Source organism: Nocardiopsis sp. LDBS1602 (assembly GCF_035818715.1).
Classification (GTDB): Bacteria; Actinomycetota; Actinomycetes; order Streptosporangiales; family Streptosporangiaceae; genus Nocardiopsis; species Nocardiopsis alba.
Genome location: NZ_JAYLVW010000004.1, coordinates 284,646 through 307,317 on the forward strand (window position 1 = coordinate 284,646; position 22,672 = coordinate 307,317).

The following is a 22,672-nucleotide window of genomic DNA, read 5'->3' on the forward strand; positions in this document are numbered from 1 at the left end:
GGCTCCTTCGGCCTCGCCCCTCGCGGGGACGGGGGTCGAAGGAGCCCGTTCGAGAGGGCCGCCCCGATCAGCGCAGGGCGACGATCGGCGTTCGGGTCGGTTCGGGGGCCTCCCCTCCTCCCACGACCATCTCCTCCGCCGCCCCCATCCGTCCCGCGACCCAGGGGGACGCGAACGTCCCACCGGGCACGAGCAACAGCGCCCCGGGGACCGGCAGGAAGGACGGCTCCCCCGTCTCGTCGAGCCCCTCCTCGCCGACGCCCCACAGGGAGATCGTGTCGGTCCCGCCCGCGAGGTCGGTGACCTCCACCCTCGGCCCATGGCCGCCCCCGGGCGAGGTGTCCGAGGTCCGATACCGGCTCAGACCGTAGGCGCAGACCGCGGAGCCCGCCGTCATGAGGCAGCCATCGCTCTCATGGGTCAGGTCGACCAGCCGTTCGGGCTCCCCCGAGGAACCGAACCCCACTCTCTCCAGGCGGACGCCCGTCCCGTCGTTCGGACGCCCGACCCTCGCGTAGTAGGCGTCCTCGTCGAACCCCACCGGTTCCTCGGCGAAGGGGTCCGGCCGATCGCCGTCCTCAGGGGGTGTGAAGGGGACGTCCCGCTCCTCCTCCAGTACCTCCCCGGTCGTCGCGTCCAACACGAACAGACCCTCGTACCAGGTGTCGGCACGGCTCACCAGGACACGGTCGCCCCGGTCGTCGAAGTCCCGGTGGGAGAAGAGATCGCCCTCGCCGGCCTCCCCGCGGTCCTCCGCGGGAGCCTGGATCGACCCCCGGCTCTCCCCCGCGACCCGGAGCGCGGGCGGCTTCTCGACGTCCTCGCCCGCCTCCCACTCGTGCCGCCACCGTTCCCGCCCGGTGTCGACCTCCCAGGCGGCCACGGCCATCCGGTCCGGGCAGCCGTCCTCGTCCTCACAGTCCTCCTCGCCGCGAGGGATCGAGCAGAGCCGGGAGGTCAGCACCAGGTCGCCCACGAGCGCCGTCCGATCCCACTCTCCGGCCCCTCGATCGACGCAGTCCTCCTCCTCGGGGAGGGTCCACGCCGTCTCCCAGGTCTCCAGGTCGTAGGCGGTCGCGTACCCCTCCTCGGAACCGAAGGGGACGCTCCGTTCCTCACCCCCGACGGAGAGCAGGAGATCGTCGGTCATGTGCGCGAGCACCGGCGGCAGGTCCTCCACATCGCCCGACTCGGCGGGGACGACCGACAGCGGACGGTCGGTGTCCACGTCGTCGCCCGTCCCCGCGTAGACCTCGACGACGCCCTCCCCCGCCTCGGTGTCGAAGAACGGGGCGAGGGTGCGTTCGTCGACGATCTCCCCGGTGCCGGCGTCCAGACGGAGGAACTCGACCCCGACGCCTCCCTCCAGGTGATGGGCGTGGGGCAGCGCGAAGGCCATGGCGACGGTCGTGCCCTCCGGACCCACCCCGGCCCGAAGGGTGTGGCCGGGACGCCGATGACGCCACAGCTCCTCCCCGGTCTCGCCGTCCAGGAGCAGACCGCCGTCCACCAGCCGCACGAAGACCCCGCGCTCCACCGCCAGCGCCCCCGCGGGAACGAGGTCGTCCTCCGGTGTCCACCGCCAGGCGACCTCGGAGACCGATTCCGGAACGGAGGGCGCCGCGCCCTCGAGAGGAGCCGCCGTGGTGTGCTCGATGAGCCGCGCACCGACCTCGTCCGCGATCGGTCGGACCATCACCATGGCCAGGACGACCGCCAAGGACGCGGCCCCGGCTCCGACCAGTGACGAAGGCCTCCGCCAGAGCCCCTTCCCTCCGACCGGGACCACGGCGTAGAGGACGGACCCCAGGGTGACGGCCACCATGCCGATCCAGAGCCAGAGGTCACCGAGACCGTACGCCCAATGATCCGCCCGTTCGTCGCGCAGGTACTCGAACACCCACAGCGGCCGGAGCGCGTACACGAGCCCCGTTCCGGAGACCGCGGAGAGGACCGCCAGAGCCCGTCTGACCCCGCGTTCCCCTATTCCGGCGGCGGCCATCGGGGCCAGCACCACGACCCCGGTCATGAAGACCACCAGAAGGAAGCCCACGATGGGGGTCCGCTCGGTCAGTTCGGCCATGTCGGAGCGGGTCGAGAGGTTCACACCCGTGAAGAGGCAGATCAACCCCGCGAAAAGGGCCGCCACGCCGAACCCGGCGAGAAGAGACCGAAGGGGAGGGAGCGGATCCTCCCGTTCTCGTTCCGCGGATGCCGCATCCTCCGGGACCCTTCGGGCGTCGACGTCTTCCATTCCGCTCGAACCGTCGTCCGTCATACCGACCGTCTCTTGTTCTCGTGTGTTCGGGGGACGCCTCAGAGGCTAGGTCGTGTTTTTCGGATCATTTCTCGCCCACCCCACGAGATCCTCCCTCCCGACGCAGACACGACGTCCGTTTCATAACCGAGCGAAGGCGACGAGCCGCCCATCTCGAACAGGACGAACGGGATGGAACGACAAAGCCGGCCGGCCAGGTGCCCACCCACGCGCATTTCGTCACGACGATCGACCACGAAGCGTGATACGACATGTGCTGGAAGTAAAAACGCGGGCCACGACCAGGCCTTACTCCTGGTCACACGACCTCCGCGTCCCCCGTGTGTCCGCTCTCCACCACCGACCAGCCCTCGTCCCGACCGTGCCCCGCGCCGCCCCGGACCGCCCGGCGACCCGCTCCCGCCTCCGGCCTCGATCGGTGCCCTCGACCCGTGGAAGAAGACGTCCTTGAGCCAGCATCACCACCTCGCGATGGTGTCGATGCCCGACACCTCGCCACCCGTGCCCGCGCGCCCCTCGTCGGAGGACGGGAGGCGGCGACATGAGGCGTGAAGCCGTCGTCACCGGAATCGGCGTGGTCGCGCCCGGAGCGGTCGGAACCACCGCCTTCTGGGACATGCTCACCGCCGGGCGGACCGCCACCCGGGCCGTCACCCTGTTCGACCCCGCCGGGTTCCGCTCCCGCATCGCCGCCGAGGTCGACTTCGATCCCGCCGCCCACGGACTGGACGCGGAACAGGTCGCGCGGATGGACAGATACGTCCAGTTCACCGCCGTCGCCCTCGCGGAGGCCCTCGCCGACAGCGGGACCCCGTTGGAGGGGTTCTCGCCCTGGCGTCTGGGCGTGAGCATGGGCACCGCCGTCGGCGGCACCACACTCCTGGAGAAGGAGTACGTCACGATGAGCCGGAGCGGGGCGGACTGGGTGGTCGACCCCTCCAGCGCCTCGCCCCACCTGTACCGCGCGCTGACGCCGAGCATGCTCTCCGGCGAGGTCGCCGAACTCGTCGGGGCGCGCGGCCCGGTCCAGACCGTCTCCACCGGATGCACCTCCGGGCTGGACGCGGTCGGCTACGCCGCGCAGGCCATCGAGGACGACCTCGCCGACGTGGTCGTCACGGGCGCCGCCGAATCGCCGATCTCGCCCATCGCCATGGCCTGCTTCGACGCCATCAAGGCGACGTCGGACAGCAATGACGACCCCGAACACGCCTCTCGACCCTTCGACCGGCACCGGAACGGCTTCGTGATGGGCGAGGGCGCGGCGGTACTCGTCCTGGAGGAGGCGTCCGCGGCGAAACGTCGGGGCGCCGACATCCGCTGCCGGGTGGCGGGCTTCGCCAACCACGGCAACGCCTTCCACATGACCGGGCTGCGGCGGGAGGGCACCGAGATGGCGCGCGCCATCACGACCGCCCTGGACCGGGCCCGGCGGTCGGCCGAGGACGTGGACTACGTCAACGCCCACGGTTCGGGAACCGTGCAGAACGACCGGCACGAGACGGACGCGGTCAAGCGGGCTCTGGGAGCGCACGCGCGGCGGGTGCCCATGTCCTCCATCAAGTCGATGGTGGGGCACTCGCTGGGCGCCATCGGCTCGATCGAACTGGCCGCCTGTGTCCTGGCCATGGACACGGGGGTGGTCCCGCCCACCGCCAACCTGACCACGCCCGACCCCGAATGCGACCTCGACCACGTCCCCTTGACCGCCCGTGAGCAGAGGAACGACGTGGTGCTGTCCGTGGGCAGCGGTTTCGGCGGCTTCCAGTCGGCGGTCGTCCTGGACAGGGGGGTGTGAGGGATGACCATGGACACGGTGATCACCGGCCTGGGCACGGTCTCGCCCGCGGGTCTGGGCGTCGAGGCGTACTGGGAGGCGTTGGTCGAGGGGCGCACGCTCATCGCCCCGATCCCCGACTTCGACACCGAGGGCTTCCACGTCCACCTGGGCGGGAAGGTGCCCGGGTTCGACCCCTACGACCACATCGAGGGACGTTTCGTCGTCCAGACCGACGCCTTCACCCGGTTCGCGCTGGTCGCCGCCGAGGAGGCGCTGCGCGACTCGGGCGTCGACACCTCCGTCGACCCCTACGCGACCGGTGCGCTGATCTGTAGTGGCGCCGGCGGCGTGGAGTTCGGCCAGCGCGAGATCGAGGCCCTGTGGAGCGAGGGCCCCGACCGGGTCGGCCCCTACCAGTCCATCGCCTGGTTCTACGCCGCGAGCACCGGACAGGTATCGATCCGCAACGGGCTCAAGGGCATGTGCGGTGTCCTGGTCACTGACGAGCCGGGCATGCTCGACGCCCTAGGACAGAGCGCGCGGACCCTGCGTCGCGGTACCTCGTCGATGCTGGTCGGAGGCGCCGAGGCGCCGATCGGGTCGCCGTTCTCACTGGCCTGCCAGGTCGGATCCGAGGTCCTGAGTCCGGGTGTCGACCCCACCACGGCCTACGTCCCCTTCACCGAGGGGGCCACCGGTCACGTCCCGGCCGAGGGGGCCGCCGTGGCCCTGGTGGAGCGGGCCGACGTGGCGCGGGAGCGCGGGGCCCGGATCCGGGCCGTCGTCGCCGGGCAGGCGAGCACCTTCGGGGGTGTCGGCGTCTTCGACCCCGGCGGTGAGGGTCTGCTGTGGGCGGCCCGGCAGGCGATGGAACGCGCCGGGGTCTCCCCCGAGGAGGTGGACGTCGTCTTCGCCGACGCCGTGGGCCTGCCCAAGGCCGACGCCGACGAGGCGGCCACGATCCGCCGACTCTTCCCGAAGGGGGTGGCCGTGACCGCCCCGAAGACCGGCTTCGGCCGGGCCTACGCCGGCGCGGGCGCCCTGGACGTGGCCGCGGCCGTTCTGAGCCTGGAGCACCGGATCATCCCGCCCACGCCCCATGTCCTCGACGCGCCCTTCGGCCTCGACCTGGTCGTCCGGGTCCCCCGACCCGCTCGACCGCGTACCGCCCTGGTGCTGTCGCGCGGTATGGGCGGCGCCAACTCGGCGGTCGTCCTCAAGCATCCCGAACACGCCTGAAACAGGAATTCCAAGGAGGAACATGTCCCAGAGGAACATCACGATCGAGGAGCTGGTGGAGCTGGTCTCCATCTGCGCCGGGGTCAGGACCGACGTCGCGACCGCTTCCACGAGTACCTTCGAGGAGCTGGGCGTCGACTCGCTCGGTGTCCTCGGCATCATCGCCGAGATCGAGCGCCGTGTGGGCCGCAAGCTGGGCCCGGACGCCGAGCTGGTGCCCTCCCCCACCGCTCTGATCGCCTTCGTCGCCGAGGGCGACGCCGTCACCGCGGACGGGGTGTGATCGTCGTGCCCGGACGTACCGAGAGCAGCATCCTCATCGACGCCCCCTACGACCTGGTCTGGGAGATGACCAACGACGTCGCCTCCTGGCCCGAGCTCTTCACCGAGCACGAGTCGGTGGAGATCCTCCACAAGGAGGACGACATCGTGCGGTTCCGTCTCACCAAGCGCCCCGACGAGCAGGGCCGGGTGTGGAGCTGGGTGTCCGAACGCGTCATGGACCGCGCCGCCGGTGTGGCGCGCGCCCACCGGGTGGAGACCGGGGCGTTCCAGTACATGAACATCGAGTGGACGTACGAGGACCGCCCCGACGGGGTCCTCATGACCTGGTGCCACGACTTCGCCCTGAAGCCGACCGCGCCGGTGGACGACGCCCAGATGACCCGCAACCTGGAGCGGAACATCCCCAAGGAGATGGCTTTGATCAAGGAGAAGGTCGAGGCCAGGGCCCTCGCCGAGAACCCGGTCGGCTGATCGGGTCGCGGTCGCCACCGCGGGCCCCGACCCTTCCCGGGGTCGGGGCCTCTCGCGTTCTCAGGACGCGCTGCCCTCGGAACCCCGCCCCGCCAGGCTCCGGGTCGGGTGGTCCATGGACCACCCCGGGCCACCCGGGATCCGGGTCGAGGAGGACTCGAAGGGCGTCTCTTTCCCTTGGGGCATGGGCGACAGGGTATCCGGGCCGCCGGAACCATCGATGCGGGTTACGACTTTCACCCACGCGGGACCGCGAAACCTAGTTTGCTGGGACGAGCGCACCCGAGTGCCCCGCCGTGCGCGAGGGTCGAGGGGTGCGCTCCGACCATGCCACGAGTTTCCACGGGGGAAGACGAGATGCGCGCAGCAGTGATGTACGGGGCGGGGGACGTCCGGGTCGAGACCGTAGCGGACCCGAAACCGAGAGAGAGCACCGACGCGGTCGTGCGGGTGGTGAGCTCCTGTGTGTGCGGAAGCGATCTGCACCTGTACCGTTCGATGCCCGCCATGCCGGAAGGGCTGCCGATGGGGCACGAGTTCATCGGGGTGGTCGAGGACACCGGGTGGGACGTCACCGGGTTGAAGAGCGGCGACCTGGTGGTCGCTCCGTTCTCCTACGCCGACAACACCTGTGCCCTCTGCCGGGAGGGGCTGCACACCTCCTGCCCGGAGGGCGGCATCTTCAGCGGGGCCCAGGCCGAGGCGGTCCTGGTCCCCCACGCCGAGGGCACCCTGGTGAGGCTTCCGGTGGAGGAGGACTCGGCCCTGCTGCCCTCTCTGTTGACCCTGGCCGACGTCTACACCACCGGCCACCACGCCGCGGTCACCGCCGGGGTGCGGCCCGGGAAGACCACCACGGTGGTCGGCGACGGGGCCGTGGGGCTCCTGGCCGTGCTGTCGGCGCGCCGTCTGGGGGCCGAACGGATCATCCTGATGGGCCGGCACACCGACCGCACCGACCTGGGGCGCCGGTTCGGCGCCACCGACGTGGTCGCCGAACGCGGTCCGGAGGGCATCGAGAGGGTCCGTGAGTTGACCGGCGGCGAGGGTACCCACACCGTCCTGGAGGCGGTGGGCCACCTGGACGCCTACGAGACCGCCGTGGGGGTGGTCCGGGCCGGCGGTGTGGTCAGCCGGGTGGGCGTACCGCAGTACGAACGGGCGCCGATCGGCTTCTCGACGGTGTTCGGCGGCAACATCACCCTGACCGGCGGACCGACCCCGGTGCGCTCCTACATCGAGGAGCTGCTGCCCGACGTGTTGGAGGGGCGGGTCGAGCCGGGCCTGGTCTTCGACCGGTCCGTCGATCTGGAGCGGACCCCGGAGGGGTACCGGGCGATGCACGCCCGCGAGGCGTTGAAGGTCCTCGTCCGGCCCTGAGCCCACCCGGAGAGAGCCCCGTCCGGAGAGGCGCTGTCGCGGAACGTCTTCGACGGTGTCTCCCCGGGGCTCACTCCTCGTCGAGAAGGAGCAGGTCCGCCAGCAGGGCCGTCCACTCGCGGACGTAGCGGTTCCTGGTCTCGACGTCGTCCGATGCCACCGATCTCCTACGTTCGCGCAGGTCGATGACGCGCTCCTCCCAGCAACGCCGTTCGTACTCGTCCACGGCCCGGTCGTGCAGTTCGACGTAGCGGGCGGAGAGCCTTCGACCGAGGACCGTGAAGGCCTCGTCTCCGAGAGGGTCGTCGGTGTGGTCGGGGCCGTGCAATCGACGCCTCTCTTCGATCCGGGGTCTTCGATCCGCTCGCGATCCGGTGAGGCGGGGCCGGTCGGTGGGGCGTTCGAAGGGCCGGACCATCGTAACGGGGGTGGTCGGACCGTCGCCGGGGTTCCGGTAGGAAATCCCGAGCGGCCGGTCCGGGACCTCCTCCATGGAGACGAAATCGGGAACCCGGGCACGTGTGGACCCGGGGCGCCGGTTACAGTGATGATCCTTTGCCCGTGGCTTCAGGAACCCGGTGTGAGTCCGGGGCGGTTCCGCCACTGTGAACCTCCATGACGGAGGTCAGCCAGACACTGGTCTCGGGCGATCCGACCGCCGATGGGGCGAGAACCCCGAGGGAGGAACCGGCCATGACGGCACGGGTCGCTCTGCTGTCCACTTCCGACACCGATCTGCTCTCCGCGCGGGCCAGTGGTTCCGCGTACACGTGGGCGAACCCCTCCCGCGCCACGGAGGCGGAGCTCACCGGCGCCGTCGACGGCGCCGATCTGGTGGTGGTGCGGCTGCTGGGGTCGCCGCACGACCTGTGGCCCGGTCTGGCCGCCGTCCGTGAACGGGGCACCCCTCTGATCGTCCTCAGCGGTGAGCAGCAGCCCAGCGCCGAGCTGATGGAGCACTCCACCGTGCCGATCGGGGTGGCGACCGAGGCCCATCGCTACCTGGCGGAGGGAGGACCGGCCAACCTCGGTCGGCTGCACTCCTTCCTGTCGGACACCGTGCTGTTGACCGGTGAGGGTTTCGAGGCTCCGCTGGCCCTGCCCGCGTGGGGTTTCGCCGAGCGCGACCGGCCCGTGGACCCGGATCTGCCGCGTGTGGGGATCCTCTACTACCGGGCGCACGAGGCCGGCGGGAACACCGCCTTCGCGCACACCCTGGCCGACGCCGTCGACGCGACCGGTCGGGCCGTCGGGGTCCCGGTGTTCGCCGGTTCGCTGCGCTCGGCGCCCGACGAACTGTACGAGGCCCTCGGCGACCTCGACGTCCTGATCGTCACCGTGCTGGCGGCGGGCGGCAGTGTTCCCGCGTCCGCGAGCGCCGGCGGGGACGACGAGGCCTGGGACGTGGAGCGGATGGCCGCGCTGGACGTGCCCGTCCTGCAAGGGCTGTGCCTGACCTCCTCCCGGGCCGCCTGGGAGGCCTCCGAGGACGGCGTCACCCCGCTCGACTCGGCGAGCCAGATCGCCATCCCGGAGTTCGACGGCCGGATCATCACCGTCCCGTTCTCCTTCAAGGAGATCGACCGCGACGGTCTGCCCCGCTACGTCGCCGACCCCGAGCGCTGCGCCCGGCTGGCCGGGACCGCCGTCGCCCACGCGCGGCTGCGGCACGTCCCGGTCGAGGCGAAGCGGATCGCGGTCGTGCTGTCCGCCTACCCCACCAAGCACGCGCGCATCGGGAACGCGGTGGGGCTGGACACGCCCCGTTCGCTGGTGCGCCTGCTGCGCCGGCTGCGGGCGGAGGGCTACGACCTGGGCTCCCCCGAGGATCTGCCCGGACTGGACCTGGAGGACGAGACCGAGGCCGGCGACGCCCTGGTCCACGCGTTGATCGCCGCGGGCGGTCAGGACGAGGACTGGCTGACCTCCGCCCAGCTCACCGAGGCCCACGTGCGGATCTCCCCGGAGGAGTACTCGGCCTGGACCGAGGGACTGCCCGAGGCCCTCAAGGAGCAGATGGTCGAGGCGTGGGGCCCCGCCCCCGGCCGGCTGTACGTGAACGACGACGGGGAGATCGTCCTGGCCGCGCTGCGCGCCGGCAACGTCGTCGTCCTGGTGCAGCCCCCGCGCGGCTTCGGGGAGAACCCGATCGCCATCTACCACGATCCGGACCTGGCGCCGAGCCACCACTACATGGCGGCCTACCGCTGGCTGGAGCACGGCTTCGGCGCCCACGCCGTCGTCCACCTGGGCAAGCACGGTTCCCTGGAGTGGCTGCCCGGTAAGAACGCCGCTCTGTCGGCCTCCTGCGCCACGGACGCCGTGCTGGGCGACCTGCCGCTGATCTACCCGTTCCTGGTCAACGACCCGGGCGAGGGCGCGCAGGCCAAGCGCCGCGCGCACGCCACGGTCATCGACCACCTCATCCCGCCGATGGCCCGGGCGGAGAGCTACGGCGACATCGCGCGGCTGGAGCAGCTTCTCGACGAGCACGCCAACATCGCCGCCATGGACCCGGCCAAGCTGCCGGCGGTCCGGGGCGAGATCTGGTCCCTGATGCGCGCGGCCGAGCTCCACCGCGACCTGGGGTTGGAGGAGCGTCCCGACGACGAGGAGTTCGACGACTTCCTGCTGCACGTCGACGGTTGGCTGTGCGAGATCAAGGACACCCAGATCCGCGACGGTCTGCACGTGCTCGGCGACGCGCCCGCCGGGGAGGCCCGGGTGAACCTGGTGTTGGCGATCCTGCGCGCCGCCCAGGTCTGGGGCGGGGTCGGTCGCGCCCTGCCCGGTCTGCGCTCCGCCCTGGGGTTGAAGGACGACGCTCCCACCGTCGAGGTCGACCGGGTGGAGGCGATCGCCCGCGATCTCGTGGAGCGGATGGAGGAGGCCGGCTGGGATCCGGCGTCCGTGATCGACCGGAGCGAGGACCCGGAGGTGCGTCCGGTCCTGGAGTTCGCCGCCGAACAGGTGGTGCCCCGTCTGGCCCGGACCACCGACGAACTCGACCACGTCCTGCACGCCCTGAACGGCGGTTTCGTACCGGCGGGCCCGTCGGGCTCTCCGCTGCGCGGGCTGGTCAACGTGCTGCCGACCGGCCGCAACTTCTACACCGTGGACCCGCGCGCCGTCCCCTCCCGGTTGGCCTGGCAGACCGGGCAGGCGATGGCCGATTCCCTGCTCCGCCGCCACTTGGAGGAGACCGGGACCTACCCGGAGTCGGTGGGGTTGTCGGTGTGGGGGACCTCGGCCATGCGCACGTCCGGCGACGACATCGCCGAGGTGCTGGCGCTCTTGGGCGTGCGCCCGGAGTGGGACGAGGCGTCCCGACGGATCCACCGGCTCGACGTGGTGCCCTTGGAGGAGCTGGGCCGGCCGCGTATCGACGTGACCGTGCGCATCTCCGGTTTCTTCCGTGACGCGTTCCCGCACGTGGTCGCCATGCTGGACGACGCCGTGAACCTGGTCGCCGACCTCGACGAACCCGAGGGGCTCAACTTCGTGCGGGCGCACACGCTCGCCGATCTGGAGACGCACGGCGACCGGCGGCGCGCCACCACGCGGATCTTCGGTTCCGCGCCCGGCTCCTACGGGGCGGGCATCCTCCAGCTGGTCGAGTCCGGGAACTGGCGTGACGACCGCGATCTCGCCGAGGTCTACACCAACTGGGGCGGCTTCGCCTACGGTCGTGGTCTGGACGGGGTTCCCGCCACCGACGACATGCGCGCCAACTACCGGCGGATCAAGGTCGCGGCGAAGAACATCGACAGCGCCGAGCACGACATCGCCGACTCCGACGACTACTTCCAGTACCACGGCGGCATGATCGCCACCGTGCGGGCCCTGACCGGCACCGAGCCCAAGGCCTACGTCGGCGACTCCACCACCCCGGACGCGATCCGCACCCGCCCCCTGGCCGACGAGACCGCGCGGGTCTTCCGGGCCCGGGTGGTCAACCCGCGCTGGATCGAGGCCATGCGCCGGCACGGCTACAAAGGGGCCTTCGAGCTGGCCGCCACCGTCGACTACCTGTTCGGTTTCGACGCCACGGCAGGGGTCGTCCACGACTGGATGTACGAGAGGTTGGCCGCCGAGTACGTCCTGGACGCCGAGACGCAGGAGTTCCTGCGCCGGTCCAACCCGTGGGCGTTGCACGGCATCGTCGAGCGTCTGCACGAGGCGGCGCGGCGCGGCCTGTGGGCGGAGCCGGAGCCGGAGACCCTCGAGGCCCTGACCGAGGTCTACCTGGAGGTCGAGGGGGACCTGGAGGAACGGGCGGAATGAGGGTACGGATCCTCGGCATCGGTATGGGGCCCGGACATCTGACCCGGGAGGTCGCCGAGGCGTTGGAGGGCTGCGACTACGCGGTGGCGGCCCGCAAACGTCGGGACGACGACCTGTTCGCTCTGCGTCTCGGTGTCTGCGACGCGTTCGACCTCCCCTTGGTCGAGGTCCCCGATCCCGAACGCGACCGTGACGATCCCGCAGACTACGGGGCCGCCGTCGCCGACTGGCACCGGGCCCGTGTGGTCGCCTTCGAGCGGGTGTTGGCGGAGCGCGGCGGCACCGCCGCGTTCCTGGTCTGGGGGGATCCGTCCCTGTACGACTCCACCCTGCGGATCGTGTCGGCCATCGCCGGGCGAGGGAACGTGCCGCTGGACTACGACGTGCTCCCCGGGATCGGGGCGCCCCAGCTCCTGGCCGCGCGGCATCGGATCGTGCTGCACGAGGTGGGGAGCCCGGTCCACATCACCCCGGCCCGTCGGCTGCGCGAGGCCGTGGAGTCCGGCCAGGACAACCTGGTCGTCATGCTGACCGGCCGGCACGGTCTGGAGGGGTTGGAGGCATGGTCCCTGTGGTGGGGCGCCAACCTGGGGACCGACTCCGAGGAGTTGGTGGCCGGCCGGGTCGGCGACGTGCTGCCCCGGATCGAGGAGGCCCGGCGCCGGGCCCGGGAGAGGGCCGGTTGGGTGATGGACACCGCGCTGCTGAGGAGGAACGGGTGAGCGGGAACGGTACGGGGCGCGTCGGGGCGTCCGGACTGCTGGTCGCCGGCGCCACCTCCGACGCCGGCAAGAGCGTGGTCACCACCGCCCTGTGTCGGGCCTTCGCCCGCCGTGGTGTCCGGGTCGCGCCGTACAAGGCGCAGAACATGTCCAACAACTCCATGGTCTGTCACGGCCCCGACGGCCGCCCCGCGGAGATCGGTCGGGCGCAGTGGGTGCAGGCGTTGGCCGCCCGCGCCCTGCCGGAGCCGGCCATGAACCCGGTACTCCTCAAACCGGGGAGCGACCGGCGCAGCCACGCGGTCCTGCTCGGCCATCCGGCCGGGGAGGTGTCCTCCTCGAACTGGGAGGAGGGCCGCCGCCACCTCGCCGAGGCCGCGCACGCCGCCTTCGACGACCTCGCTTCCCGCTACGACGTCGTGGTCGCCGAGGGGGCGGGCAGCCCGACCGAGATCAACCTGAGGGCGGGCGACTACGTGAACATGGGCCTGGCCCGGCACGCGGGTCTGCCCACGGTGGTGGTCGGCGACATCGACCGGGGCGGGGTCTTCGCCGCCCTGTACGGGACGGTGGCGCTGTTGGAACCCGCCGACCAGGAATTGATCGCCGGTTTCGTGATCAACAGGTTCCGCGGGGACCCGGAGCTGCTGCGGCCCGGGCTGGAGGACCTCGAACGGCTCACCGGACGTCGCGTGTACGGGACCCTGCCGTGGGATTCGCGGCTGTGGTTGGACTCCGAGGACGCCCTCGACCTGGAGGGACGGCGCGCGGACGGGGTCTCGGCCCGCCGTGTGGCCGTGGTGCGTCTGCCCCGGATCAGCAACTTCACCGACGTGGACGCGCTCGGTCTGGAACCGGGGCTCGACGTGGTCTTCGCCTCGGGGCCGCGCGACATCGCCGACGCCGACCTGGTGGTCCTGCCCGGTACCCGGTCCACCCTAGCCGACCTGGCCTGGCTGCGTTCGCGGGGGCTGGACGCGGCGATCGTCGAGCACGCCCGCCGGGGGCGGCCGGTGCTCGGCGTGTGCGGCGGGTTCCAGATGCTCGGCCGGGACGTCCACGACCCCGAGGGGGTGGAGGCCGAACCCGGGGCGTACGCGGAGGGGCTGGGCCTGCTCGACGTGCGCACCGACTTCACCCCGGACAAGACACTGAGGCTGCCGTCCGGCGAGGCGCTGGGGGCGCCCGTGGACGGCTACGAGATCCATCACGGCCGGATCACCGTGGGCGACGGCGTGGAGGCCTTCCCCGGCGGGGCCCGTTCGGGCGTCGTGTTCGGCACCATGTGGCACGGGGCGTTGGAGGGGGACGCCTTCCGTTCGGCCTTCCTCGCCGAGACGCTCGACCAGGAGCCGTCGGGGGTGGACTTCCCTGCCGCGCGCGAGCGACGGGTGGACCTGCTCGCCGATCTGGTGGAGCGGTACCTGGACGTGGACGCGCTGCTGGAGCTGGCCCGTTCCGGCGGCTCCGAGCCCATGCCCGTCCTGGCGCCCGGCGGCCCGCCCGCTCGCACGGCGGGGAGCGCCCGATGAGGCTGTTGCTGCTGGGCGGGACCTCCGAGGCCCGTGAGCTCGCCGCGCTGCTGGTCGAGGCCGGGGTGGACGTGACGTCGTCGCTGGCCGGCCGGGTGGCTCGCCCCCGTCTGCCGGTGGGAAAGGTGCGGATCGGCGGCTTCGGCGGTGTGGCCGGACTGCGCGCGGCCCTGGTCGACTACGACGCGGTGGTGGACGCCACCCACCCCTTCGCCCTGGGCATGAGCGCGAACGCGGTGGCCGCCCACGACGGGCTTCCCCTGCTGCGATTGCAGCGTCCCGGCTGGGAGCCCGACCCGGCCTGGCATTACGTCGACACCCACGAGGAGGCCGCGGAGCGGGCGGCCGCGCTGGGGGCGCGTCCGTTCGTGACGGTCGGCCGACAGGAGCTGTCCAGGCTGGTCCCGGCCCTCGGCGACCGCGCGGTGCTGGCCCGGGTGGTGGACGTGCCGGAGCCCGCTCCCCCGGCGGCCTGGCGGGTGGTGACGAGCCGCGGTCCCTACACCCTGGACGGCGAACGCGCGCTGATGACCGGGCACCGGGCGGACGTTCTGATCACCAAGGACTCCGGCGGCACCTACACCTGGCCGAAGATGGCGGCGGCTCGGGAGCTGGACGTCCCCGTCGTGGTGGTGCGGCGTCCACCGGACCCGATCGGGGTCCCCACCGTCCACGACGTGGAGACCGCCTTCGCCTGGGTGATCGCGCTGGAGCGGGGCGACGACCTCGACCGGGCCGGGCCCGTCCATGGAACCCGCCCCGACGACACGGGCTCTCAGGCGCCGACGTAGGCCGCCAGGTGCTCGCCGGTGAGGGTGGAGCGCGCGGCGATCAGCTCGGCCGGGGTCCCCTCGAACACGACCCGGCCTCCCTCGTGTCCGGCGCCGGGGCCCAGGTCGATGATGTGGTCGGCGTGCGCCATGACCGCCTGGTGGTGTTCGACGACGATGACCGACTTCCCCGAGTCGACGAGCCGGTCCAGGAGGGCCAGCAGCTGTTCGACGTCGGCGAGGTGCAGGCCGGTCGTCGGCTCGTCCAGGACGTAGACGCCGCCCTTGTCGCCCATGTGGGTGGCGAGCTTGAGCCGTTGGCGTTCGCCTCCGGACAGGGTGGTGAGCGGCTGTCCCAGGTGCAGATAGCCGAGCCCGACGTCGGAGAGCCGGCCCAGGATCCGGTGGGCGGCGGGCAGTCTCGCCTCACCGGCGCCGAAGAACGTCTCGGCCTCGGCCACCGACATGGCGAGCACCTCGGCGATGTCGCGTCCACCGAAGCGGTGTTCCAGGACCGAGGCCTGGAACCGCCGCCCCTCGCACTCCTCGCAGGTGACGGTGGCACCGGCCATCATCACCAGGTCGGCGTAGATCACCCCGATCCCGCCGCAGTTGGGGCAGGCCCCCTCGGAGTTGGCGCTGAACAGTCCCGGCTTGACCCCGTTGGCCTTGGCGAACGCCTTGCGGATCGGGTCGAGGAGCCCGGTGTAGGTGGCCGGGTTGCTCCGTCGGGAACCGCGGATCGCGCCCTGGTCGATCGAGACCACGCCCGCGTCGGAGGAGATCGAGCCGTGCACCAGGGAGCTCTTGCCGGAGCCGGCCACGCCGGTGACCACGACGAGCGTCCCCAGCGGGATGTCGACGTCGACGTCGCGCAGGTTGTTGGCCTTCGCGCCGCGGATCGGCAGGACCCCGGTGGGCGTGCGCGTGCTCTCCTTGACCCGGACCCGGTCGTCGAAGTGGCGTCCGGTGAGGGTGCCGGAGGAGCGCAGTCCTTCGACGTCCCCCTCGAAACCGACGCTTCCGCCCTCCGTCCCGGCCCCGGGTCCGAGGTCGACGACGTGGTCGGCGATGGCGATCGTCTCGGGCTTGTGCTCCACGACCAGCACCGTGTTGCCCTTGTCCCGCAGGTTCAGCAGCAGTTCGTTCATCCGACCGATGTCGTGGGGGTGCAGGCCGATGGTGGGCTCGTCGAAGACGTAGGTGACGTCGGTGAGGGAGGAGCCCAGGTGTCGGATCATCTTGACGCGCTGGGCCTCGCCGCCCGACAGGGTGCCCGAGGGACGTTCCAGGGAAAGGTAGCCCAGGCCGATGTCCACGAACGAGTCGAGGGTCCGTCGCAGGGTGGTGAGCAGCGGCGCCACCGTGCCGCGCGCCTCGCCTCCTCCGGCCTCGGCGCTCTCCTCGATCCCGTCGAGCCCCCGGACCCAGTCGGCCAGATCGCTGATCTGCATCGCGCAGGCGTCGGCGATGTTCACCCCTCTGATCCGCGATGAGCGCGCCCTCTCGGTGAGGCGGGTCCCGTCGCAGTCGGGGCAGGTGGTGAAGGTGACGGCCTCGTCCACGAACGCCCGGATGTGCGGCTGCATCGCCTCCCGGTCCTTGGACAGGAACGACTTGCGGATCTTGGGGATCAGCCCCTCGTAGGTGAGGTTGACCCCGTCGATCTTGACCTTGACGGGCTCGTGGTGGAGGAGGTTCCACCTCTCCTTGTCGGTGAACTCGCGGATCGGTTTGTCCGGGTCGACCAGCCCCGACTCGGCGTAGAGACGCACGGTCCAGAAGCTGTCCGACTTCCATCCGGGGATGGTGAAGGCGCCCTCGGAGATCGCCTTGGTGTCGTCGTAGAGGCGCGAGAGGTCGATGTCGGAGACCGTGCCGCGGCCCTCACAGGTGACGCACATGCCGCCGGTCCGGCTGAAGGTCGCCTTGACCGCCTTCCTCGCCCCGCGCTCGACCGTGATGGCGCCGCTCGCCTTGACCGAGGGCACGTTGAAGGCGAACGCCCCGGGCGGGCCGACGTAGGGGGTTCCGAGCCGGCTGAAGAGGATGCGCAGCATGGCGTTGGCGTCGGTGGCGGTACCGACCGTGGAGCGGGGGTCGGAGCCCATCCTCTCCTGGTCGACGATGATCGCGGTCGTCAATCCGTCGAGCAGGTCCACGTCGGGCCGCTCCGTGCGCGGCATGAACCCCTGGACGAAGGTGCTGTAGGTCTCGTTGATCATCCGCTGCGACTCGGCGGCGATCGTGTCGAACACCAGCGAGCTCTTGCCCGATCCCGAGACCCCGGTGAACACCGTGAGTCTGCGCTTGGGCAGGTCGACGGCGACGTCCTTGAGGTTGTTCTCCCGCGCGCCCCGCACGCGGATCAGGTCGTGGCCGTCGGCGGCGTGTCCGGAACCGGTGCTCATCGTCTCTTCCATCCCCTGGACCTCCTCGACGTCCACACCGATCCGGGCGGGTCGCCTGTCCGGCCACACGGTCGCCGTTGCTCGACGCCCTCCTCGGCCACGCGCCACATCGTGACACAGGGCGAGGACAGAACGGGGTGAACGCGACCGGCCCGTCCCGGATCAGGCCGAAGGGGCGGTGTCCGGGACGAGGCCGGCCAGGGCGGCCGTCAAACGACGCGTGATCTCCGGCGGGCGTACCGCCACTCGGATCCAGGAGGGGTCCAGCCCCGGGAAGGTGTCGGCCCTGCGCGCCGCGATCCCCTGGGCGCGCAGGCGCGCGTGCGCCCCTTCCCCGGCCCGCACGAGGACGAACGGAGCCCGTGAGGGGACGAACCCCACCCCGGCCTCGCGCAGCCCGGCTTCGAGATGGGAGCGCCATCCGTCGAGTTCACGGGCGCGGCGCTCCGCCTCGGGGACCGCCTCCTCCGAGGTACAGGCGATCATGGCCGCGATCGCGGGGGTGGACACCGACCAGGGCGTGCTCGCCCGTTCCAGCCCGCGCACGGCCTCGGAGTCGCCGACGAGGTATCCGGCCCTGATCCCGGGGATCGACCAGTGTTTGGTGAGACTGCGCAACACCACCAGCCCTTCGAACCGCTCCTCGACCAGGCTCTCCGGCTCCCCCGGCACCGCGTCCATGAACGCCTCGTCGACGACGACCAATCGCCCGGGGCGGCAGAGTCGACGCAGGTCACGGGCGGGGTGGAGAACTCCGGTGGGGTTGGTGGGGTTGCCCACGACCACCAGGTCCGCGTCGTCGGGGACGGCGTCCGGGTCGAGGACGAAACCTCTCTCGGCCGGGCAGAGCACGCTCGTGACGGCGTGTCCGGCCTGTTCGAGCGCGGCGTGCGGTTCGGTGAACTGGGGGTGGACCACGACCGGCCGTCGCCAGGAACGGAGCCGCGCGATCAGGGTGAACGCCTCGGCCGCTCCGGCGGTGGGCAGCACCTCGTCGACCCCGCGCCCGTGACGACGGGCGATCGCGGCCCGGGCCGGTGCGGGGTCGGGGTAGGCGTCGATCTCGCGCAGGCTCTCGGCGAGGGCGCGGTCGAGCCACACGGGACGCCGCCCCGGATGGACGTTGACGGCGAGGTCCAGCATCCCCTCGCCCACCTCGACGTCACCGTGGTGGCGGAGCGGGTCGGCGACGGGTTCCGCCACCGCCTCCGCCTTCAGGGACACGAGGTCGGGTGCCGGGACGGAGGCGGGCGCGGGTGGCGGGGTCGCGCGCGCGGCGTCGGCCAGACGTGCCGCGAAACGCGGACGGCCGGCCCAGTGGAGGTGCAGGTAGGAGGCGTGCAGCGTGTCGGAGGCGAAGCCCTCCGGAGCTCCATCGACGACCCAGGCCGGGCGTTCGGCGCAGGCTCCGGGGCTCATGCGGGTGCGGTGGAACTCGTGACCGGTGGCGCTCTCGCCCGCGCGGGTGAGCAGCGTGTCTCCGGGCGCGGTCGCCACCGGATAGCGCAGGGTGAGCCGCTCCGTCATCCGGGCGTGCGCGGGAAGGACCCCGGCCATGGCCCTGTCATCGAGCGACCCGGCCAGGTACAGCATGCCGGCGCACTCGGCGACGGTGGGCACCCCGGAGCGGACGGCGTCGCGCAACTCGGTCAGCAGGGCCCGGTTGGCGGCGAGCCGACCCGCGTACACCTCGGGGAAGCCGCCGCCGAGGTAGAGGCCCCGGGTCCCGGCGGGCAGCGCGGTGTCCACGAGCGGATCGAAGGCCACGACCTCGCATCCGGCGGCGGTGAGCAACTCCTCCGTCTCCGGGTAGCGGAAGGTGAAGGCCCGGCCGCCGGCCACCGCGATCACCGGCCGCGGACCGTCGGCGGCGGCGATCCCCGGTTCGTCGGCGGGATCCCAGGGGCGGGCGTCCAGGGCCGGGGCGGAACGGGCCAGCTCCACCAGCGCGTCCAGGTCGACGTCGCGCGCGACGCGCTCGCCGAGCCGTTCGACGGCGCGGGCCGACTCGGCCCGTTCGGCCGCCGGGACCAGCCCCAGGTGGCGGGAGGGCGCGGCGATCTCCTCGTCGCGGGAGACCACCCCCAGGACAGGGATAGGCATGGCCCGGGCGATCTCGGCGACGTTGCGGGCCGACCCGGCCTTGTTCAAGATGACCCCGACGACCTCGACCGCGGGATCGTAGGCGACCATCCCCGCCACCAGGGCCCCCGCCGAACGCGACATGCGGGACACGTCCACGACCAGCACCACGGGGGTCGCGGTCAGGGCCGCCACGTGCGCGGAGGAGGCGAACCCGTCGGTGCCGATCCGTCCGTCGTGCAGCCCCATCACGCCTTCGACGACGGCGATGTCGGCGCCGCGCGCCCCGTGCAGGAGCAGCGGCGCCACCCGCTCCTCGCCCACCAGGTGGGGGTCGAGGTTGCGGCCGGGCCGTCCGGTGCCCAGGGCGTGGTAACCGGGATCGATGTAGTCGGGCCCGACCTTGTGCCCGCTCACCGTGTGACCGGCGGCCCGGAGCGCCGCCATCAGCCCGGTCGCGATCGTGGTCTTGCCCTGCCCCGTCATGGGCGCGGCGATCATCAACCGGGGCGGGGCGGTCCCCTCCGGGCGGAGGGGGGACGTCACCATTCGATCCCTCGTTGGCCCTTCCGGCCGGCGTCCATCGGGTGCTTGACCTTGGTCATCTCGGTGACCAGATCGGCGGCCTCCAGTAGACGCGGGTCGGCCCGACGGCCGGTGATCACCACGTGCTGGCGTCCGGGACGGCTCTCCAGGGCGGCGACGACGTCCTCGACGTCGACCCACCCCCAGGCGATCGGGTAGGTGAACTCGTCGAGGATGAGCAGGTCGTGCGTCTGCTCGGTGAGCCTGCGCTTGATCTCCTCCCACCCCTGCGCGGCGGCGGCCGCGTGGTCCTCGGCCCCGTCGCGGTGGCGGATCCAGGACCAGCCGGAGCCCATCTTGTGCCATTCGACCGGGCCGCCCTCGCCGGTCTCCTCGTGGAGCCGGCCCAGGCGTTCCAGGACGGTCTGCTCGCCGATGCGCCACTTCGCCGACTTGACGAACTGGAACACCCCGATCCGCCAGCCCTGGTTCCAGCCGCGCAGGGCCAGACCGAACGCGGCCGTCGACTTGCCCTTGCCGTCACCGGTGTGGACGGCCAGGAGCGGAAGGTTGCGGCGTTGGCGTGTGGTGAGTCCGTCGTCGGGGACGACGGACGGCTGTCCCTGGGGCATCAGGCGGCCCTTTCTCGTACGGCGTCGCTCAGGGCGTCGGCGTCGACCTCGCCGACGGGCAGATGGTCGGCGTCCAGGCGGGCGGCGAGGGTGGCGGCCAGCCCCAGACGCAGGGGGCCGGACTCGCTGTCCACCACGACCGTGGTGACCCCGAGGCCGGCGACGTGGTCGGCGGCGTCCAGGGCACGACCGACGGCGCCCCGTCCCCCGGTGGCCCGGCCGTCGGTGACCACGACCAGGAGCGGACGCAGGCGCGCGTCGCGCAGGCGTTCCCGTCGGACCACCCGGGCAGCCTCCAGCAGCCCCTCGGCGAGCGGGGTGCGGCCGCCGGCGGGCATCTCGTCGAGACGGACGGCGGCCACGTCCACCGAACGGGTGGGCGGCAGCGTGAGTTCGGCCGTGCTCCCCCGGAAGGTGATCAGGCCGACCTTGTCGCGTCTGCGGTAGGCGTCCAGCAGGAGCGAGAGGATCGCGGTCTTGACCTCGGTCATGCGTTTGCGCGCGGCCATGGAGCCGGAGGCGTCGACACAGAACAGGACCAGGTTGCTCTCCCGGCCCTCCCGGATCGCGACGCGCAGGTCCTCCGGACGCAGCCGGATCCGCTCCCCCTCGCCCGGTCGTGAGGCGGCGGCCCGCACGGTCTCCACCAGGTGGAGCGAGGAGCCCCGGCCCGGGCCGGGGCGGGAGGCGCCGACCCGGCGGCCCCGGGTTCCGATGGCGCGGCTGCGTCGACCGTCGGCGCCCTCTCCGGTCCCCCGCACGGTGAACGTACGGGGGCGGTAGGGGGCGGCCGCCTTGGCCGTGGGGAGCGGGGCGGCGGACGGCCGGGACTCGGAGTCGGGGCGATCCTCGCCCACGGGTTCTTGCGGAGCGGGCTCCGGGATCGTCTCCGGCTCCGGGCCGGTCTCCTCACCGATCGGTCCGTCGGCCGGGCCCTCGGTGGGTTCGGGGCCTTCGGCGTCCGGTGCGCCGTCGCCCTCGGGCGGGGTGTCGACGGGGTCGTCGCCGCCGTCCGGGCCCGAGGGTTCCGGCGGATCGGGCGGGAGCTCCTCCTCGCCCAGGACCCGGTCGAGGAGCTCCTCGTCCAGCCCCGGGGCGTCGAAGGGGTTGCGCCTGCGCCGGTGCGGCAGGGCGAGGGTGGCGGCGCGGCGGATGTCGGCGCGGGTCACCTCGGTCCGCCCCTCCCAGGCGGCGTGCGCGACCGCCGTGCGGGCGGTGACGATGTCGGCGCGCAGACCGTCGACCTCGAAGGCGGCGCACACCTCGGCGATCTTGAGCAGCGCCGCCTCGGACAGCCGGACCCGGTCCAGGGCGTCGCGCGCCTCGGCGATACGCGCGGACAGGGCCCGCTCGGTCTCACGGTAGCGCTCGGCGAAGCCGGCCGGGTCGGTGTCGTAGGCCATCCGGCGTCGGACCACCTCGGCGCGGGCACGGGGCTCGGTCGGCGCGGCGATCTCCACGGTGAGCCCGAAGCGGTCGAGGAGCTGCGGGCGCAGCTCGCCCTCCTCCGGGTTCATCGTGCCGATGAGCAGGAAGCGGGCCGTGTGCTCCACGGAGAAGCCGTCGCGTTCGACGGTCACCCGGCCGGTGGCCGCCGCGTCCAGCAGGAGGTCGACCAGGTGGTCGTGGAGGAGGTTGACCTCGTCGACGTAGAGCAGCCCGCGGTGGGCTCGGGCCAGTAGTCCGGGTTCGTAGGCGACCTGTCCTCGGGTGAGCGCCTGCTCCAGGTGCAGGGAGCCCAGGACCCGGTCCTCGGTGGCGCCGACGGGGAGTTCGACCAGCCGGACCGGCCGGCTCTCCACCGGGGTCTCGGGGCCGAAGGGACCATCGGGCGAGTGCTGTCCGGGGTCGGCCGGATCCACGGAGAAGCGGTCCCCGCAATGGACGTCGATGGGCGGCAGCAGGGAGGCCAGCGCCCGCACCGCGGTGGACTTGGCGGTGCCCTTCTCGCCGCGGACCAGGACGCCGCCGATCTCCGGCGAGACGCTGGTCAGGACCAGGGAGAGTCCGAGGTCGTCGAGGGGTTCGGTGTCGCAACCGACGATCGCGGAGAAGGGAAAGTGCGAAGACCGCAATGGCATGTGAGGCTCCCGCTCGTTTCGCCATACGTCATGGGCGGGCGCGAGGCCGGTCTTCGGACTTGCCGGGTCCTCCTCACGGAGGCTCGGTTCACCGCAGCGGGCCTGTGCCGGAATCTCACCGGGCTTCCCAGATTCTCCCCTCCCGCCGTCACCACCGTTTCCGATGGCCGGGCGGGCAGGGGCACCTCGCGCCTGTTGCC

At 72.2% G+C, this 22,672-nt stretch carries 15 protein-coding genes and 2 riboswitches; of the genes, 9 read left to right on the forward strand and 6 right to left on the reverse strand.

The features are described 5' to 3' along the window. Positions 1-67: 67 nt before the first annotated feature. Positions 68-2,083 (reverse strand): hypothetical protein, encoded by a 2,016-nt coding sequence (locus tag U9J66_RS16470; RefSeq protein ID WP_326338094.1) that lies wholly within the window; start codon positions 2,081-2,083, stop codon positions 68-70. Positions 2,084-2,819: 736 nt separating this feature from the next. Here U9J66_RS16470 and U9J66_RS16475 point away from each other — a divergent pair. The 5 genes from U9J66_RS16475 to U9J66_RS16495 all read left to right on the forward strand — a co-directional run bounded on the left by U9J66_RS16475 (position 2,820) and on the right by U9J66_RS16495 (position 7,433). Further along, positions 2,820-4,076 carry a beta-ketoacyl-[acyl-carrier-protein] synthase family protein gene (locus U9J66_RS16475; protein WP_017533710.1) on the forward strand — a complete coding sequence of 419 codons (1,257 nt, stop codon included), beginning with the start codon at positions 2,820-2,822 and terminating at the stop codon, positions 4,074-4,076. 9 nt (positions 4,077-4,085) lie between these two features. After that, on the forward strand, positions 4,086-5,297 hold the full coding sequence (locus tag U9J66_RS16480) for a beta-ketoacyl synthase N-terminal-like domain-containing protein (RefSeq protein ID WP_199806175.1): 1,212 nt from the start codon (positions 4,086-4,088) through the stop codon (positions 5,295-5,297). 22 nt (positions 5,298-5,319) lie between these two features. Then, positions 5,320-5,580 (forward strand): acyl carrier protein, encoded by a 261-nt coding sequence (locus U9J66_RS16485; RefSeq protein ID WP_326338095.1) that lies wholly within the window; start codon positions 5,320-5,322, stop codon positions 5,578-5,580. Then, complete coding sequence (locus U9J66_RS16490) at positions 5,577-6,053, forward strand: SRPBCC family protein (protein WP_017533708.1); 477 nt, start codon at positions 5,577-5,579, stop codon at positions 6,051-6,053. The genes U9J66_RS16485 and U9J66_RS16490 overlap by 4 nt, the downstream gene beginning before the upstream one ends. 357 nt (positions 6,054-6,410) lie before the next feature. Continuing rightward, a complete protein-coding gene (locus U9J66_RS16495; RefSeq protein ID WP_326338096.1) occupies positions 6,411-7,433 on the forward strand; it encodes an alcohol dehydrogenase catalytic domain-containing protein in 1,023 nt (340 codons plus the stop codon). 70 nt (positions 7,434-7,503) lie between these two features. Here U9J66_RS16495 and U9J66_RS16500 read toward each other — a convergent pair whose 3' ends face one another. Continuing rightward, positions 7,504-7,761 carry a hypothetical protein gene (locus U9J66_RS16500; RefSeq protein ID WP_017533706.1) on the reverse strand — a complete coding sequence of 86 codons (258 nt, stop codon included), beginning with the start codon at positions 7,759-7,761 and terminating at the stop codon, positions 7,504-7,506. Between the two features lie 217 nt (positions 7,762-7,978). Further along, a riboswitch (cobalamin riboswitch) is annotated at positions 7,979-8,092 on the forward strand. A gap of 34 nt (positions 8,093-8,126) precedes the next feature. Here U9J66_RS16500 and cobN point away from each other — a divergent pair. Genes cobN through U9J66_RS16520 form a run of 4 tightly spaced genes read left to right on the forward strand, consistent with a single transcriptional unit; the run spans position 8,127 to position 14,762 of the window. Continuing rightward, complete coding sequence (gene cobN / locus U9J66_RS16505) at positions 8,127-11,717, forward strand: cobaltochelatase subunit CobN (protein ID WP_326338097.1); 3,591 nt, start codon at positions 8,127-8,129, stop codon at positions 11,715-11,717. Beyond that, positions 11,714-12,439, forward strand: a complete 726-nt coding sequence (gene cobF, locus U9J66_RS16510) for a precorrin-6A synthase (deacetylating) (RefSeq protein ID WP_326338098.1) — start codon at positions 11,714-11,716, stop codon at positions 12,437-12,439. Before cobN ends, cobF begins: the two co-directional genes overlap by 4 nt. Then, positions 12,436-13,971, forward strand: a complete 1,536-nt coding sequence (locus U9J66_RS16515) for a cobyric acid synthase (protein ID WP_326338099.1) — start codon at positions 12,436-12,438, stop codon at positions 13,969-13,971. The genes cobF and U9J66_RS16515 overlap by 4 nt, the downstream gene beginning before the upstream one ends. Next, positions 13,968-14,762: a cobalt-precorrin-6A reductase gene (locus U9J66_RS16520; protein ID WP_326338100.1), complete on the forward strand. Its 795-nt coding sequence runs from the start codon at positions 13,968-13,970 to the stop codon at positions 14,760-14,762. Before U9J66_RS16515 ends, U9J66_RS16520 begins: the two co-directional genes overlap by 4 nt. On the opposite strand, the gene U9J66_RS16525 is transcribed toward U9J66_RS16520, so the two are convergent. From U9J66_RS16525 to U9J66_RS16540, 4 genes are all read right to left on the reverse strand, one after another. Beyond that, positions 14,747-17,164 carry an ATP-binding cassette domain-containing protein gene (locus U9J66_RS16525; protein ID WP_026124847.1) on the reverse strand — a complete coding sequence of 806 codons (2,418 nt, stop codon included), beginning with the start codon at positions 17,162-17,164 and terminating at the stop codon, positions 14,747-14,749. The two genes, U9J66_RS16520 and U9J66_RS16525, sit on opposite strands and share 16 nt — an antisense overlap. Positions 17,165-17,314: 150 nt before the next feature. Beyond that, positions 17,315-19,783: a cobyrinate a,c-diamide synthase gene (locus U9J66_RS16530; protein ID WP_326338101.1), complete on the reverse strand. Its 2,469-nt coding sequence runs from the start codon at positions 19,781-19,783 to the stop codon at positions 17,315-17,317. Further along, on the reverse strand, positions 19,777-20,391 hold the full coding sequence (gene cobO, locus U9J66_RS16535; RefSeq protein ID WP_014910662.1) for a cob(I)yrinic acid a,c-diamide adenosyltransferase: 615 nt from the start codon (positions 20,389-20,391) through the stop codon (positions 19,777-19,779). The genes U9J66_RS16530 and cobO overlap by 7 nt, the downstream gene beginning before the upstream one ends. Continuing rightward, positions 20,391-22,466 carry a VWA domain-containing protein gene (locus U9J66_RS16540; RefSeq protein ID WP_326338140.1) on the reverse strand — a complete coding sequence of 692 codons (2,076 nt, stop codon included), beginning with the start codon at positions 22,464-22,466 and terminating at the stop codon, positions 20,391-20,393. The genes cobO and U9J66_RS16540 overlap by 1 nt, the downstream gene beginning before the upstream one ends. Before the next feature lie 33 nt (positions 22,467-22,499). Continuing rightward, positions 22,500-22,638, reverse strand: a riboswitch (cobalamin riboswitch). Positions 22,639-22,672: the final 34 nt, after the last annotated feature.

Coding starts and splice junctions, on each gene's coding strand:
- U9J66_RS16470 (WP_326338094.1), bottom strand. CDS start 2,083: ATGGCCGAACTGACCGAGCGGACCCCCATCGTGGGCTTCCTTCTGGTG.
- U9J66_RS16475 (WP_017533710.1), top strand. CDS start 2,820: ATGAGGCGTGAAGCCGTCGTCACCGGAATCGGCGTGGTCGCGCCCGGA.
- U9J66_RS16480 (WP_199806175.1), top strand. CDS start 4,086: ATGGACACGGTGATCACCGGCCTGGGCACGGTCTCGCCCGCGGGTCTG.
- U9J66_RS16485 (WP_326338095.1), top strand. CDS start 5,320: ATGTCCCAGAGGAACATCACGATCGAGGAGCTGGTGGAGCTGGTCTCC.
- U9J66_RS16495 (WP_326338096.1), top strand. CDS start 6,411: ATGCGCGCAGCAGTGATGTACGGGGCGGGGGACGTCCGGGTCGAGACC.
- cobN (WP_326338097.1), top strand. CDS start 8,127: ATGACGGCACGGGTCGCTCTGCTGTCCACTTCCGACACCGATCTGCTC.
- cobF (WP_326338098.1), top strand. CDS start 11,714: ATGAGGGTACGGATCCTCGGCATCGGTATGGGGCCCGGACATCTGACC.
- U9J66_RS16520 (WP_326338100.1), top strand. CDS start 13,968: ATGAGGCTGTTGCTGCTGGGCGGGACCTCCGAGGCCCGTGAGCTCGCC.
- U9J66_RS16525 (WP_026124847.1), bottom strand. CDS start 17,164: ATGGAAGAGACGATGAGCACCGGTTCCGGACACGCCGCCGACGGCCAC.
- U9J66_RS16530 (WP_326338101.1), bottom strand. CDS start 19,783: ATGGTGACGTCCCCCCTCCGCCCGGAGGGGACCGCCCCGCCCCGGTTG.
- cobO (WP_014910662.1), bottom strand. CDS start 20,391: ATGCCCCAGGGACAGCCGTCCGTCGTCCCCGACGACGGACTCACCACA.